Annotated in this window: 14 protein-coding genes; 4 read left to right on the plus strand and 10 right to left on the minus strand. The window is 68.1% G+C overall.

The annotated features are described in order from the left end of the window. Window positions 1-48: 48 nt before the first annotated feature. The 3 genes from HTS88_RS16940 to HTS88_RS16950 all read right to left on the minus strand — a co-directional run bounded on the left by HTS88_RS16940 (window position 49) and on the right by HTS88_RS16950 (window position 3,311). On the minus strand, window positions 49-1,740 hold the full coding sequence (locus tag HTS88_RS16940) for a ribonuclease J (RefSeq protein WP_174180380.1): 1,692 nt from the start codon (window positions 1,738-1,740) through the stop codon (window positions 49-51). A 41-nt stretch (window positions 1,741-1,781) separates the two neighbouring features. Then, entirely contained in the window at window positions 1,782-2,690 is a 909-nt protein-coding gene (gene dapA / locus HTS88_RS16945; protein WP_174180382.1) for a 4-hydroxy-tetrahydrodipicolinate synthase, read from the minus strand. Between the two features lie 246 nt (window positions 2,691-2,936). Further along, entirely contained in the window at window positions 2,937-3,311 is a 375-nt protein-coding gene (locus tag HTS88_RS16950; protein ID WP_246256388.1) for a hypothetical protein, read from the minus strand. A gap of 86 nt (window positions 3,312-3,397) precedes the next feature. On the opposite strand from HTS88_RS16950, the gene HTS88_RS16955 reads away from it, so the two are divergent. Further along, window positions 3,398-4,636 carry a heparan-alpha-glucosaminide N-acetyltransferase domain-containing protein gene (locus tag HTS88_RS16955; protein WP_174180384.1) on the plus strand — a complete coding sequence of 413 codons (1,239 nt, stop codon included), beginning with the start codon at window positions 3,398-3,400 and terminating at the stop codon, window positions 4,634-4,636. On the opposite strand, the gene HTS88_RS16960 is transcribed toward HTS88_RS16955, so the two are convergent. The 7 genes from HTS88_RS16960 to HTS88_RS16990 all read right to left on the minus strand — a co-directional run bounded on the left by HTS88_RS16960 (window position 4,633) and on the right by HTS88_RS16990 (window position 10,289). Next, complete coding sequence (locus tag HTS88_RS16960; protein WP_174180386.1) at window positions 4,633-5,112, minus strand: hypothetical protein; 480 nt, start codon at window positions 5,110-5,112, stop codon at window positions 4,633-4,635. The two genes, HTS88_RS16955 and HTS88_RS16960, sit on opposite strands and share 4 nt — an antisense overlap. Window positions 5,113-5,115: 3 nt before the next feature. Next, the gene (gene dapB / locus HTS88_RS16965) at window positions 5,116-5,886 is read right to left on the minus strand and encodes a 4-hydroxy-tetrahydrodipicolinate reductase (RefSeq protein ID WP_174180387.1); all 771 of its coding nucleotides are present in this window, start codon (window positions 5,884-5,886) and stop codon (window positions 5,116-5,118) included. Window positions 5,887-5,992: 106 nt separating this feature from the next. Beyond that, window positions 5,993-6,484, minus strand: a complete 492-nt coding sequence (locus HTS88_RS16970) for a molybdenum cofactor biosynthesis protein MoaE (RefSeq protein WP_174180389.1) — start codon at window positions 6,482-6,484, stop codon at window positions 5,993-5,995. Continuing rightward, entirely contained in the window at window positions 6,474-7,004 is a 531-nt protein-coding gene (locus tag HTS88_RS16975) for a MogA/MoaB family molybdenum cofactor biosynthesis protein (protein ID WP_174180391.1), read from the minus strand. The genes HTS88_RS16970 and HTS88_RS16975 overlap by 11 nt, the downstream gene beginning before the upstream one ends. After that, the gene (gene moaC / locus HTS88_RS16980) at window positions 7,001-7,495 is read right to left on the minus strand and encodes a cyclic pyranopterin monophosphate synthase MoaC (RefSeq protein WP_174180393.1); all 495 of its coding nucleotides are present in this window, start codon (window positions 7,493-7,495) and stop codon (window positions 7,001-7,003) included. The genes HTS88_RS16975 and moaC overlap by 4 nt, the downstream gene beginning before the upstream one ends. Beyond that, the gene (locus HTS88_RS16985; protein ID WP_174180395.1) at window positions 7,483-8,778 is read right to left on the minus strand and encodes a molybdopterin molybdotransferase MoeA; all 1,296 of its coding nucleotides are present in this window, start codon (window positions 8,776-8,778) and stop codon (window positions 7,483-7,485) included. Before HTS88_RS16985 ends, moaC begins: the two co-directional genes overlap by 13 nt. A gap of 23 nt (window positions 8,779-8,801) precedes the next feature. Next, window positions 8,802-10,289, minus strand: coding sequence for a molybdopterin-dependent oxidoreductase (locus HTS88_RS16990; protein ID WP_425515565.1), 1,488 nt, complete (start codon window positions 10,287-10,289; stop codon window positions 8,802-8,804). A 267-nt stretch (window positions 10,290-10,556) separates the two neighbouring features. Between HTS88_RS16990 and moaA the strand changes: the two genes are divergently transcribed. The 3 genes from moaA to HTS88_RS17005 form a co-directional block, all read left to right on the plus strand. Further along, complete coding sequence (moaA, locus tag HTS88_RS16995; RefSeq protein ID WP_174180399.1) at window positions 10,557-11,684, plus strand: GTP 3',8-cyclase MoaA; 1,128 nt, start codon at window positions 10,557-10,559, stop codon at window positions 11,682-11,684. Window positions 11,685-11,689: 5 nt separating this feature from the next. Further along, window positions 11,690-11,956, plus strand: a complete 267-nt coding sequence (locus HTS88_RS17000; RefSeq protein ID WP_174180401.1) for a MoaD/ThiS family protein — start codon at window positions 11,690-11,692, stop codon at window positions 11,954-11,956. 67 nt (window positions 11,957-12,023) lie between these two features. After that, a partial coding sequence (locus HTS88_RS17005) for an HNH endonuclease signature motif containing protein (protein ID WP_174180403.1) occupies window positions 12,024-13,265 on the plus strand: 1,242 nt, incomplete at its 3' end.

Raw genomic sequence — 13,265 nt, forward strand, 5'->3', positions numbered from 1 at the left:
CGCGGTCCCGTGGGGCACGGGAACGCAGGCCGGCAGCGGCAGCGGATGTCAGGCCTCGAGCACCACGGGAATGATCATGGGCTTGCGGCGCAGCTTGCGGTTGACCCAGGTGCCCACCACCCGGCGGACCACCTGCTGGAGCTGGTGGCTGGTGTGGTCCGCATGGTTGAGCACGGCTTCCTCCAGCGCAGCGTTGATCTTGGGGATGATGTCGTCGAAGACGGAATCATCCTCTGCCACGCCGCGGGCGTGAATTTCCGGCCCGGACACCACCTTGCCGGTGGCGCGGTGGATGACGGTGATGATGGAGATGAAGCCTTCGTCGCCGAGGATCCGGCGGTCCTTGAGGTCGGCGTCGGTGATCTCGCCCACGCTGGAGCCGTCCACGTAGACGAAGCCGACTTCGACCTGTCCCACCACGTCAGCGCGGTGGTCCTTGAGGTCGATGACCGTGCCGTTGTCCGCGAGGATGACGCTTGCTTCCGGAACACCGGACTCGATGGCGATCTTGCCGTTGGCGATCAGGTGGCGGGTTTCACCGTGCACCGGCATGGCGTTCAACGGCTCGAGGATGTTGTAGCAGTACAGGAGCTCCCCGGCCGCGGCGTGGCCGGAGACGTGGACCTTGGCGTTGCCCTTGTGGATCACGTCGGCGCCCAGCTTCAGCAGCCCGTTGATGATCCGGAACACGGCGTTCTCGTTGCCGGGGATAAGGCTTGAGGCCAGGATGACGGTGTCGCCGTCGCCCACCACCACCCGGTGGTCGCCATTCGCCATCCGGGACAGTGCGGCCATGGGCTCGCCCTGGGATCCGGTGGACATCAGCACCACGCGGTTGTCCGGCAGGTTGTCGATGTTCTTGATGTCGACGATGAGGCCCGGGGGGACGTCCAGGTAGCCAAGTTTTTCGGCAATCGCCATATTGCGGACCATGGAGCGGCCAACGAAGGCCACCTTGCGGTTGTGCTTGGCGGCTGCGTCCAGGACCTGCTGCACGCGGTGTACGTGCGAGGAGAAGGACGCGACGATGATGCGCTTGGTGGCCTGGCCGAAAAGCCGTTCCAGCGTGGGGCCGATTTCCTTCTCGGCGGTAGTGAAGCCCGGGACATCGGCGTTGGTGGAGTCGGACATAAAGAGGTCCACGCCTTCTTCGCCGAGCTTGGCGAAGTGGCGGAGGTCCGTGATGCGCCCGTCCAGCGGCAGCTGGTCCATTTTGAAATCGCCGGTATGCAGCACTGTGCCGCCGGCCGTCCGGATGAACACGGCGAGGGCGTCGGGGATGGAGTGGTTGACGGCCACGAACTCACATTCGAAGGGACCGAACTTCTCCACCTGCCCTTCCTCAACAGTGAGCGTGTAAGGCCGGATGCGGTGCTCCTGCAGTTTCGCCTCAATCAGGGCGAGGGTGAGCTGGGAGCCCACCAGCGGGATGTCGTTGCGGCGCCGCAGCAGGTACGGAACGGCCCCGATGTGGTCTTCGTGGCCGTGGGTGAGGACAACGGCCACGATGTCGTCCAGCCGGTCCTCGATGTAGGAGAAATCGGGCAGGATCAGGTCAACGCCGGGCTGGGTTTCCTCGGGGAAGAGGACGCCGCAGTCCACGATCAGCAGCTTGCCGTCGATCTCGAACACGGCCATGTTCCGGCCGATCTCCCCCAGTCCGCCCAAAGGAACAATCCGGAGCGTTCCCTGCGGCAGGCGGGGAGGGGTGACAAGGCCGGTGAGGGCAGTTTGGGTCATATTGCACTACTTTCCAGGCGGAAGGGTGCTGGTCTTACTCCTCAGGAAAAGACCAGCCCCGCTTCCGCCAAATCCCCGCGGATGGTTTCGATCTCGGCTTCGTCCGGCTCCACGAGGGGCAAACGGACAATCGAGTTGGGCAGGACTCCCTGCCATTTAAGAATCTGCTTGGCCGCAACGGCGCCCTGGACCCGGGTCATGGTGGCACGCACCACGGGCTGGAGTTCAAAGTTGATCTTGCGGGCGGTGCTGAGGTCGTTCGCGTTGACGGCGTCGATGAGCTCGCGGAAGCGGCGCGTGGCCACGTGCGTTGTAACGCCCACAAGGCCGACGGCGCCCAGCGCCATCCATGGAAGGGTCAGTCCGTCGTCACCTGAGTAGAACAGGAGATCCGTCTCGGCCATGACGCGGGTGGCAGCGACGAAGTCGGCCTTGGCATCCTTCACCGCCACGATGTTCGGGTGCTGTGCCAGCCGGATCATGGTGTCGGGCTCGATCGGGATGGAGGATCGTCCGGGAATGTCGTACAGCATCACGGGGACGTCCACGGCGTTGGCGACGGTTTCGAAATGCGCGCGGACACCGGCCTGGCTGGGCTTGTTGTAGTACGGCGTCACCAGCAGGAGGCCGTCGACGCCGAGGGCTGCGGCCTGCCGGGACAGGTGGACTGAGTGGGCGGTGTCGTTGGTGCCTGTGCCGGCGATGATGGCGGCACGGCCGCCCACCGCGTCCTTGACGGCGCGGAACATGCCGAGGTTTTCCTCGTCGGTGAGCGTGGAGGTTTCGCCTGTGGTTCCGGTAACCACTAGGCCGTCGCAGCCGTCGTCCACCAGCCTGCTGGCCAGTGCTGCAGCCTGCTCATAATCCACTGCGCCGTCCTTGGTGAACGGTGTGACCATGGCGGTCAGAAGAGTACCAAGGGCAGGGAGATGCGCGGATGTGTCAGCCATGGAAAAAACGTTACCCTGTCCACGGCTGGTTAGGACAATGCCAGGGGCGTGATGCACGTCAAATACTGGACCGGCCGCACCACCGCCGCGCGCGACCCACCCCTTCCGCCACCACTTTCCGGTCAACGCCCGGCACCGAACCAGCAGCGGGAGCCGCCCCCGGCCAGGACGTGGGGCGCCCGCCAGTCATACATGGGGTGCACCGCCGGTCATGGGAGCCGGCCAAGGAATGGGGCGCCCCGCTGGTCAGGAGGCAGGGTGCCGGGCGGGGCGGGGCGGCTCCACCGGCGGGCGGTAAGCCGGCGGGTGGCAATACCGTCCGACGGCGGCCTGGCGCAGGTCCTCGGCCCACGACGACAGCCGCTGGGCAGCCCTGACGTAGTGGAAAAGCTCCACGGGGGTGAGCGCATCGATGTCCGTCTCGGCGAGGCGCCGGGCCAGCTCCGCTCCCTCAGGTTGGGCCGCGAGGCTGATGCCCTCCCGCTCCCACTGGACATCCTCGGGCGGCCGGCCGGCCACCAACTGGCGGAACAGGTAGTCGACGACCCCCGGGCTCATGGCCTTGGCGAGCCCGTCACTGCCGGAGTTATCGGCAGGGCTTCCGGATGATGGAGTGTACATGGCGGCAATCTTATTCGAACATATATTCGAATACAAGGAGGTCCGGCGGGCAACCCCGGCACAGGGAGGTGTGAGACGATCTGGTCATGACGTCCCGTAATGCGGCCAGAACGTCCCGGAAATCCGGCGGGCAGCCCGCCTCGGGGCGCCTCCACGGCATCGACGCGGCCCGTGGCCTCGCGCTGCTCGGGATGATGGCCACCCATCTGCTCCCCACCTTCGAATCAAACGCCGGCCTCACTCCTACATGGATCGGTCTCACGTTTTCGGGCAGGGCAGCGGCGCTGTTCGCTGTCCTGGCCGGGGTGGGCCTGGCCTTGTCCACGGGCAAGCACAAGCCGGTGCAGGGCCCGGACCTCACCGCCGCCCGCCGCGGCATTGCCCTGCGCGCCCTGGTGATAGCCGCCGTCGGTCTTACCCTGGGCGGGCTGGAAGTCAACCTTGCCATCATCCTGGTCCATTACGCGGTGCTGTTCCTGTGTGTCCTGCCCTTCCTCGGGATGGGCCTGAAGCGGCTCTGCGGGTGGGCCGGCGGCTGGATCCTGGGCTCCCCCGTCCTGGCGTACATGCTGCGCCCATGGCTCCTGGCGGCCGAGCCTCCTCTCAAACTGGGCCACAACCCGTCCTGGGAGGACCTCGCCACTCCGTCACGGCTGCTGGCCGATGTGTTCTTCACCGGCTACTACCCCGCGTTCCAGTGGCTTTCGTACCTGCTGGTGGGGCTCATCGTGGGCCGGCTGGTGCTGGGCAGGGCGATGGTTCCGGTGGTCCTGCTGGTGGCCGGTTCGGTGGTTGCCGTCCTGGCCAAGACCCTGGGGGTCACCGCCATGGAAAGCTGGGGCGGCCGCGCTGCCCTGGAGGAGGTGCTCAATTCCCCCGGATACCCGCTGGACAGCGTGCTGCAGGTCAACCTGACGGGTATCCCACAGGAGGGTTCCTGGTGGTGGCTGGCATCTGCCGCGCCACACTCCGCAACCACCCTGGACCTGCTGCACACATCGGCCGTGGCCGTGGCCGTGATAGGGGCATGCCTCCTGCTGGGCCGGCTGGCCGAATGGGTGGACCTGGACCTGCTGCTGCCGCTGCGCGGCGCGGGCGCGATGACCCTGAGCCTTTACACCGTCCACGTCTGGGTGGTTTCAGGGTTCTACCTGAAGCCGCTGCCCGCCGGCTGGACCGAGGACGGGATGTATTTTGCCCAGGCCGCCACGGCCATGATCGTGGGCATCGTGTTCGTGCTGCTCAAGTGGCGCGGCCCCCTCGAATGGCTGGGTCACGCGGCAAACCAGGTGGGCCGCGGCCAGGTCAAGGCTGTCCTCCCCTAGGCGGGGGCGTTTCCCTGGAAGAGCCTGACGGCGTCGCGCATGGAGGCCCGGGCACGCTTGCGGTCGCCCGCGGCGTCATAGGCGCAGCTCAGCCGGAACCAGGAACGCCAGTCGTCCGGAGCGGCCTCGGCCTCAACCTTGTACTTCTCGAATTCCGCATCCGCTGCCGAGCGGACGATCCGGCCGGCGGGCGTGCGGGGCAGCTCATCCACCGGCAGGCCGCCCTCGGCCTCCAGGACCTTTGCCATCTGCTCGGTCCGGGCCCCGAACATCAGTTCCCGGATCAGGGCCCACGCACCAATGACCGGCAGCACCAGGTACGCAGCCCCGATTGCCTGGGCCGCCAGGTTGCTGTCCGTAAGGAGGAGGATGGAACGCTGGAAGGACACCACCAGGTAGAAGACCAGCAGCAGCGTTACCGCCCCCACCCAGATCTTGGTGCGGTTCTTCCGGAACCCTGCCAGCAGTCCGCCCATGGCCTAGAACCCCAGGTCCAGGTAGCCGTCCAGGCCCACCGTCAGCCCGGGGTGGGCAGCCACGTTGCGCACGCCAAGAAGCACGCCCGGCATGAAGGAGGCACGGTCAAAGGAGTCGTGGCGCAGGGTCAGCTGCTCACCGGAACCGCCCAGCAGGACTTCCTGGTGTGCCACCAGTCCTCGGAGGCGGACGCTGTGGACCCGGATGCCGTCAACCTCGCAGCCACGCGCTCCCGCCAGCTCACTGGTGGTGGCATCCGGGCTGGGCGGCACCTCTGCGGCGTTGCGTTCGGCCGCGATCAGCTGCGCGGTACGGACCGCGGTGCCGGAGGGGGCATCCACCTTGTCCGGGTGATGGAGCTCGATGATCTCCACGGATTCAAAGTACTTGGATGCCTTGGCGGCAAAGGCCGAGGCGAGCACCGAACCAAGGGCAAAGTTCGGGGCGATCAGGACGCCCGTCTCCGGGTGGCCGGCCAGCAGGCTCTCCAGCCCGGCAAGGCGGTCGGCATCCCAGCCGGTGGTGCCCACCACGGCGTGGATGCCATGCTCGACGGCGAAGCGGACGTTCGCTTCGGTGCTTTCCGGAACGGTCAGGTCCACAACGTACCGGGCGCCGGCAGCGGTGATTTTGTCCAGCGAATCACCCCGCCCCAGGGCCGCAACGAGTTTCATGTCGGGTGCGGCTTCAACGGCTTTTACGGCTTCGGCGCCCATGCGGCCATTGGCGCCCAGGACGGCCACCAGCTTGGGATCGGAGAGTTGTTCGGTCATGCCGTTAACCCTACCGGCGGGGCAGGGAGGCAGGGGAACCGGGGACTGTGCGTTACCTCGCAGGAACAGGGCCGGCTATGGCGGCAGCGGAACCGCAGCAGCAGCGTCAGCTGCCCGCACCCACCCACTCCACGGTGCCGTCAGCGAAGAACTGTTCCTTCCAGATGGGCACCTGCTCCTTGATCCTGTCCACCAGTTCCGCACACACCGCAAAGGCCTGCCCGCGGTGGGCCGCGGACACGGCGCACACCAGCGCGGGATCACCGATTTCCAGCATGCCGATCCGGTGCGCTGCCCAGATCCGCACGGGCTGCGGCAACGGGCCGGTGCCGCCTTCGCCTTCGCCGCTGCCGCGGGCAGCCTGCTGTTCGGCTGCAAGGCGGGCCACGACGTCGGCCATCACCTGGTGGGCCGTGGGGTGCGCACTGTAGCTGAGCCGCTCAACCGCCTTGCCGCCGTCGTGATTGCGCACCACGCCGCTGAAGCTCACCACCGCACCGGCTGTGTCACTTTCCACCGCGGCGATGGCCTGGTCGACGGAGATGGGTTCCGCGCTCAGCACGGCGTTGACTACCTCGAATGCTGCTTCAGTGCCCATGTCCGCCTTCCAGCTGGTCGCAAAGGTGCCCGATCACCGGGTCAAGGACGGTCAGCCCGTCCATGACTCCCTTGGGTGATCCGGGCAGGTTGATGATGAACGTGGTCCCGGCTGCACCGGCATAACCACGGCTGAGCGCCGCCAGCGGGGTTTTCGCGGCTCCGGCACGGCGGACCGCTTCCATGATGCCGGGAATTTCGCGGTCCAGCAGCGGGAGGGTGACGTCGGGGGTCCGGTCGTCCGGGCTGAGGCCCGTGCCGCCGCTGGTGATGACGACGGCGGGGCGCTGGGTCAGGAGGGCACGGATGGCTGCTCCTACCGGCTCGCCGTCGGGAACCACCATGGCGGGAAACACGTCAAACCCGTGTTCCGTGAGCCAGTCGGTGATGACGGGCCCGGTTTCGTCGTCGTAGATTCCGGCCGCGGCACGGGTGGAGGCAATGACGACGCCTGCCTTCCTGCCCTGCACGTCGCCGTGGCTGTGGGGGTCGGGGGCATTCAGGGTGCCGGGGCTGCTCACAGTGTCCAGTCCCCGCTCTTGCCGCCGCTTTTGGCCAGCACCTTGATGTCGGTGAGGACGGCGTGCTTGTCCACCGCCTTGACCATGTCGTAAACGCTGAGCGCCGCCACCGAGGCTGCCGTGAGTGCTTCCATCTCCACGCCGGTAACGCCGCGCGTCTTGACGGTAGCCAGGATGGAGACGGCCTCCGGTGCCAGCTCGAAGTCCACGGTGACCTTGGACAGGGGAAGCGGATGGCACAGCGGAATCAGTTCGGGGGTCTTTTTGGCGGCCATGATCCCGGCCACCCGTGCCACGGCCAGGGCGTCCCCCTTGGGCAGGCCGCCCGAGCCGAGCAGGCCCATGACCTCTGCGGTGGTGCGGACCGTAGCGGTGGCTGTGGCCTCACGGGTGGTTTCGGCTTTGGCGGAGACGTCCACCATCTGGGCGCTGCCGTCCTGGCGCAGGTGCGTCAGCCCGGCCGGGGTCTGTTCTGCATTCACAGCATCCATACTTCCACCTCCGCCCCTGCCGCGAGCACGGCCACTCCTTCCGGAACATGGACCAGCACGTTGGAGCCTGCCAGCGCGTGCATGAGGTGTGAGCTTTCGCCGCCCTGCAGTTCCACGGTTCCGTCCGCTTTGAGGGTGCCGCGGCGGACCTGGTGCTTGTGCCCGGGCGAGGTGAGCGGCTGGCTGAGTTGGGCGCGGACCGGCAGGCGGGGCGCCGGGGCGCCCAGCAGGGCGGCGAGGACGGGGCGGAGGAACATTTCAAAGGACACGAGGCAGCTGACCGGGTTGCCGGGGAACCCGAGGAAGGGACGTCCTTCGAAGGTGCCGATCCCCTGCGGCCCGCCCGGCTGCATGGCCACATGCAGGAACTCGACCGGCTGGTCCGCCATGGCCTGCCGGACCACTTCGTACGCGCCTTGGCTGACCCCGCCGGTGGTCACGATCAGGTCCGTTCCGGCACGTTCTTCCCGCAGCAGCGTCCTGAGCGCGTCCGGGTTGTCCGTGGCGATGCCAGCACGGCGGACGTGCAGTCCTGCCTGTTTCATGGCGGCTTCCAGGAGGGTCCCGTTGGAGTCGAAGATCTTGCCGGGCGGGAGCTCACGGCCGGGCTCCACCACTTCGTCGCCGGTGGTGACCAGCAGGATGGTCACGGCTTGGTACACCGTCACGTCCGGGATGCCCAGCGCGGCCAGGAGTCCCAGCTGGGCCGGGCCAAGGAAGGTGCCCGCCGCCAGGGCCGTGGCTCCGGCCTGCACGTCGCTGCCTGCAGCGCGGACAAACGTGCCTGCCGCTGCCGGCGGCAGCCACACGGTGGCGTGTTCCTTGGCCTGGGCGGCGGCTGGCAGGAAGCGGTCCGGAACGGCCCGCTCGATAGGGACGACGGCGTCAGCCCCCGCCGGCAGCATGGCTCCGGTCATGATCGGGGCAGCCATGCCGGGTTGGAGTGGTGCAGGGCTTGCGCCCGCTGGGACGGGAGGCATGATGCCCAGCTCTGCGCCGCCGTCGGGCACGTCTACGGAACGTATGGCATAGCCGTCCATTTGGGAGTTGGCGAAAGGCGGCAGGCTGAGGGCGGCACGCACGTCCGCCACCAGGCCGCGGCCCAGGGCATCTGCAAGGGGCAACGTTTCCGTCCGGTGCACCGAGTGCAAAGGCTCCAGCAACGCAGTGACGGCGGCTGCATGGTCTGCCACGGACCTCGCCTGGTGCTGTGCGTGATGCCGCTGGTGCTCCGTCCGGCGCTCCGCCTCTGCAGACGTTCCATGCGGTTGCGGGCTGGCCATGGTTCCGCCTTCAGGTCGAGCGTTCAGGGTGTCACGTCCACTCTAATCGTGTGGAGCCCGGTGGCTCCGTCCGGGACAACTGGCCGGCTCCGCTCGTCCTGGGCGCGTCCCGCGAGGTCCGTGGCACGGACCTGGACTTCGTACTGGCCCTCCGTCAGCTCCACGCCCAGTTTCCACTGGTACCAGGTGTCCACCGAGATGCCTTGGGCCAGGTCTGCCTGGCGCCAGGGTCCGCGGTTCAGCCGCAGCTCTACGGTGCCGATGCCGGTGTGCTGCGCCCAGGCGACACCGCCGAACATGACTGTCCCGGCCTTCACCTGCCTTCCGGGGCGGGGCACGTCGATCCTCGAAGAGGTCTTGATGGGCCCGCGCTCGGACCAGCCCCGCGGCGTCCAGTAGGCAACGTCGTCCGCGAACCGGGTGACTTTCAGCTCCGTGACCCACTTGGTGGCCGAGACGTACCCGTACAGCCCGGGCACCACCAGCCTGACGGGGAAGCCGTGCTCCAGGGGCAGCGGTTCGCCGTTCATGGCGACGGCGAGCAGGGCGTCCCTGCCGTCGCTGAGTACCTCAAGCGGCGTGCCGGCCGTCCAGCCGTCGGCACTTCTTGACAGCACCATGTCCGCGCCGGTCCTGGGTCCGGCCAGTGCCAGCAGTTCGCGGACGGGCCAGCCGAGCCAGCGGGCGTTGCCGATGAGGTCTCCGCCCACGGTGTTGGACACGCAGGCGATGGTGATGTGGCGCTCGGTCAGGGGTTTGGCCAGGAGGTCGGCGAAGGTCAGTTCCACCTCGCGGTCCACCAGCCCTGTGACTTTGAGGACCCACGTGGCAGGGTCCACGGCGGGAACCGTCAGGGCGGTGTCGATGCGGTAGAAGTCTTTGTTGGGGGTGACAAGCGGCTGCATGCCGTCCACTCCGGCCTCGGCGTCGCCAGGTATGGCCGGTGCCGGTGATGCGGGAACGGGCAAGGTCACGCGGCTCCGGGCCTCGCTGGCGACGGCTGCAGCACCACGCCAGAGTCCCGCCAGCAGGCCTCCTGCCGCCGTAAACACCGCTCCCCCGGCCAGCGCCTGCAGGAAACGGCGGCGCGGCGGGGCACCGGGGGCAGGCTCCAGCGGGTGGGTCTCCCATTCCTGGAGCCTGCGAATGAGGAACCTGAGCAGAAGTACGGCGACGACGGCGGTGAGCACGGCCAGCACTGCGGCGTTGGCACTGGCCTGGGCCCGGGTCAGGACGGCGGCCAGGCCCACCGTGCCGAAGATGCCGGTCAGCGCCGCGCCGGCAAAGCGCTTCCGGTATTCCAGGATTCCTGCCAGGGCCGCCAGTGCAGCCATCACCAGGCCCATGCCCACGAGGAGGGCCGCCTTGTCCGCGGTGCCGAACGCCGCTACCGCCCAGTCCTTGACGCCCGGGGGAACGGCGTCGATCACCGCTCCGCCAACAGCGGTGACGGGTGACAGCGATGGACTGAAGAATCCGGCCAGCAGTTCTCCCAGCACGGCGGCGCTCACCACTGCGACGACGCCGGCAGCTGCTGCGGCCCGCGGAGGGTGCCGCGGCCCGCCGTCGTGCGTTGCCTGCCCTGATGGCGTTGCCTGCCCTGGCGGCCGTGATTGCCTTGCCTGCGCTGATGGCGTTGCCTGCCCTGGCTCGGAGCTGCTCACCCCTCCAGCATAGGTTCGCGGAATACGCATGGCGCCGGTCCTGCCGGGAATGTGTTGCGTCCTCCGGTCCGCACCGTGTGTGATGTGCGCCCCAAGGTGGCGTAGCCTGAATTCATGAGTGTCCAGCTAGGCATGCCGCAGCCACGGGGGGAAGCAGACGCACCCCTGCCGTCAGTTCCGGCCGCACGCCCCGGGGATGCGCCGGCCGGGCTCGCAGACCGGTATGGCCGCAGGGCGACGGACATGAGGCTGTCCCTGACTGACAAATGCAACTTGCGCTGCACCTACTGCATGCCGGCAGAGGGTCTGGAGTGGCTTTCCAAGCAGGCCGTGATGACCGCGGAGGAGATCGTCCGCATCGTGGGCATTGGGGTCGGGCAGCTGGGAGTCCGCGAGCTGCGGCTGACCGGCGGCGAGCCGCTGGTCCGGCACGACCTCGTGGACATCATTTCCGCCCTGCGCAGCAACCACCCGGACCTGCCGATCTCTATGACCACCAATGGCGTTGGCCTGGCGAAGAAGGCGGCCGCCCTGAAGGCCGCCGGACTGACCCGCATCAACGTGTCCCTTGACTCGCTGCACGAGGAAACCTTCACCCAGCTGACCCGCCGGCCGTTCCTGGACCAGGTACTGGCGGGCGTGGATGCCGCGTGGGCCGCGGGGCTTGGGCCGGTCAAGCTCAATGCGGTGCTGATGCGTGGAATCAACGACGCCGAGGCGCCATCGTTGCTGGACTGGGCGCTCGGCCGCGGCTACGAGCTTCGCTTCATCGAGCAGATGCCGCTGGATGCCGACCACGGCTGGACACGGCGGAACATGATTACGGCTGCCGAGATCCGCCGGCTGCTCTCCGAGGACTTTGTCCTCAGCGCCGATCCCCGGGCCCGTGATGGTGCGCCTGCGGAACGTTTTGAAGTACGACGCCGGACGGCGGGCTCCGATGCCGGGTCCGGTCCGGTGCTGGGAACCGTGGGAATCATTGCGTCCGTGACGGAACCCTTCTGCTCCGACTGCCGCCGGACCCGGATCACGGCAGAGGGCAAGATCATGAGCTGCCTCTTTTCCCGCGAGGAGTTCGATCTGCTGGGACTGCTGCGCTCGGGTGCCGGCGACGCAGCCCTCGCCCAGCGCTGGCAGGACGCAATGTGGCTTAAGCCGAAGGCCCACGGTATGGACCACGTGGGACTTGATGCTCCGGACTTCGTCCAGCCGGACCGCAGCATGAGCGCCATCGGGGGCTGAATCTCTTGGACGTACGTTACTTCGCTGCCGCACGCGCTGCTGCCGGCCTGGACGAAGAGAGCTTCCACCTCGCGGAGGGCGCCACCGTGGCTGACCTTTTGGAGGCCGTGCTGGCCGTGGAGCGCCCTGAACCTCCGGCCGGCACTCCCCCGCTTCCCCGCATCCTCTCCCGGAGCAGCTTCCTGCTCAACGAAGTGGCGGTGCGTGACCACTCAGTTGTGTTAAAAGCCGGCGACGTCGTGGACGTTTTGCCACCTTTCGCCGGGGGGTAAGGAACGCCTACCCGGCCGGTCCGCCTGTTCTGTCCCTCATTGTCGGACCCCCTTGGCAGGATGGGTTATGGGCAGGGAAGCGGTGGCGAAGGCGTTTGCGGATATCAGGGCCGCCCTTGCCGTGCTCAACGCGGAGGTGGACGGGCGCGGTTCGGAGCCGTTCTCCGCTGCCGATCCGTTGGCCGGGCTGGCAGACGGGAGCCTGGACATCCTCGCCGGTGCGGCGGCGGTGGAAGCCGGCGTGGCGGGGCTGAAGGCCCGCGCTGCCATGAAATACGCCGACACCGCCCACGCCCTGGCCCCTCCCGGGACGCCGGTGCCGGCACAGGAAATGGCCGTGGCCGCGGAGATCGGGTGCGTGCTGGCCCTCGGGCCGCGGGCCGCCAGCACGTTCCTGTCCGCATCCCACGCACTGACCACCACCCTGCCCCTGACCCTCGCGGCCCTGCACGCCGGGACGATCTCGTGGCAGCACGCCCGGGTCATGGCGGACGAGGCCGCAACCCTGGACCCGGCCGGGGTCGCCGCCTTGGAAGCCCACTTCCTGGACCCGGACACACCACGGCCAGCCGCCGCAGCCACGATCGGGGAGATGCCGGCGCACCGGCTCCGGCACAAAGCCCGCACCTGGCGTGAACGCCACCACACCGAATCCATCGGGAAACGCCATACCAAGGCCGCGGCGGACCGGCGGATCGAATACCGGCCTGACCAGGACGGCATGGCCTGGCTCTCGGCCTGCCTCCCCGCCGACCAGGCCATGGCAGGCTGGAACCGGCTCAACGCCCTCTCCCGGGGAATGCAAGGCCCCCACGAGGCCCGCACCCTCACCCAACTCCGCGCCGACACCTTCGCCGAAGCCATCCTTACCAGCGGCACCAACACCAGCAGCAGCAGTCGCGGGAGTACCGACAGTCCCAACGTCCCGGCAGACACCAGCACCGGCGCAGGTGCAGGTGCCGGAACGGATACCACCCCGTCTTCGTCAATCCGGGCGCAGGTCCTCGTCACCGTGCCGGTCCTCTCCCTCATGGGAGTAACCGATGAGCCAGCCATGCTCGACGGGTACGGACCCATCCCGGCCTCGATGGCACGGGACCTGATCGCTAACGGAGCTGATTCGTTCCACCGGGTCCTGGTCGATCCGCGGGACGGGGCGCCGCTGGAGATCGGGCGGAGCAGCTACCGGGTCACCAAAGCCATGCGGAACTGGCTCCGGCTTCGCGACGGCCAGTGCCCGTTCCCCGGCTGCAGCAACCCGTCTTTGGATAACGAGGCAGACCACCTCCTCGCCTGGCACCACGGCGGA

The organism is Pseudarthrobacter oxydans (assembly GCF_013314975.1).
GTDB classification, from domain to species: domain Bacteria; phylum Actinomycetota; class Actinomycetes; order Actinomycetales; family Micrococcaceae; genus Arthrobacter; species Arthrobacter oxydans.

What these genes read in the sequence shown, in the direction of transcription:
- moaC (WP_174180393.1), bottom strand. Translation starts at nt 7,495, where the DNA reads ATGGATGCTGTGAATGCAGAACAGACCCCGGCCGGGCTGACGCACCTG.
- moaA (WP_174180399.1), top strand. Translation starts at nt 10,557, where the DNA reads ATGAGTGTCCAGCTAGGCATGCCGCAGCCACGGGGGGAAGCAGACGCA.
- dapB (WP_174180387.1), bottom strand. Translation starts at nt 5,886, where the DNA reads ATGACCGAACAACTCTCCGATCCCAAGCTGGTGGCCGTCCTGGGCGCC.
- dapA (WP_174180382.1), bottom strand. Translation starts at nt 2,690, where the DNA reads ATGGCTGACACATCCGCGCATCTCCCTGCCCTTGGTACTCTTCTGACC.
- HTS88_RS16960 (WP_174180386.1), bottom strand. Translation starts at nt 5,112, where the DNA reads ATGGGCGGACTGCTGGCAGGGTTCCGGAAGAACCGCACCAAGATCTGG.
- HTS88_RS16970 (WP_174180389.1), bottom strand. Translation starts at nt 6,484, where the DNA reads ATGGGCACTGAAGCAGCATTCGAGGTAGTCAACGCCGTGCTGAGCGCG.
- HTS88_RS16985 (WP_174180395.1), bottom strand. Translation starts at nt 8,778, where the DNA reads ATGGCCAGCCCGCAACCGCATGGAACGTCTGCAGAGGCGGAGCGCCGG.
- HTS88_RS16955 (WP_174180384.1), top strand. Translation starts at nt 3,398, where the DNA reads ATGACGTCCCGTAATGCGGCCAGAACGTCCCGGAAATCCGGCGGGCAG.
- HTS88_RS16940 (WP_174180380.1), bottom strand. Translation starts at nt 1,740, where the DNA reads ATGACCCAAACTGCCCTCACCGGCCTTGTCACCCCTCCCCGCCTGCCG.
- HTS88_RS16950 (WP_246256388.1), bottom strand. Translation starts at nt 3,311, where the DNA reads ATGTACACTCCATCATCCGGAAGCCCTGCCGATAACTCCGGCAGTGAC.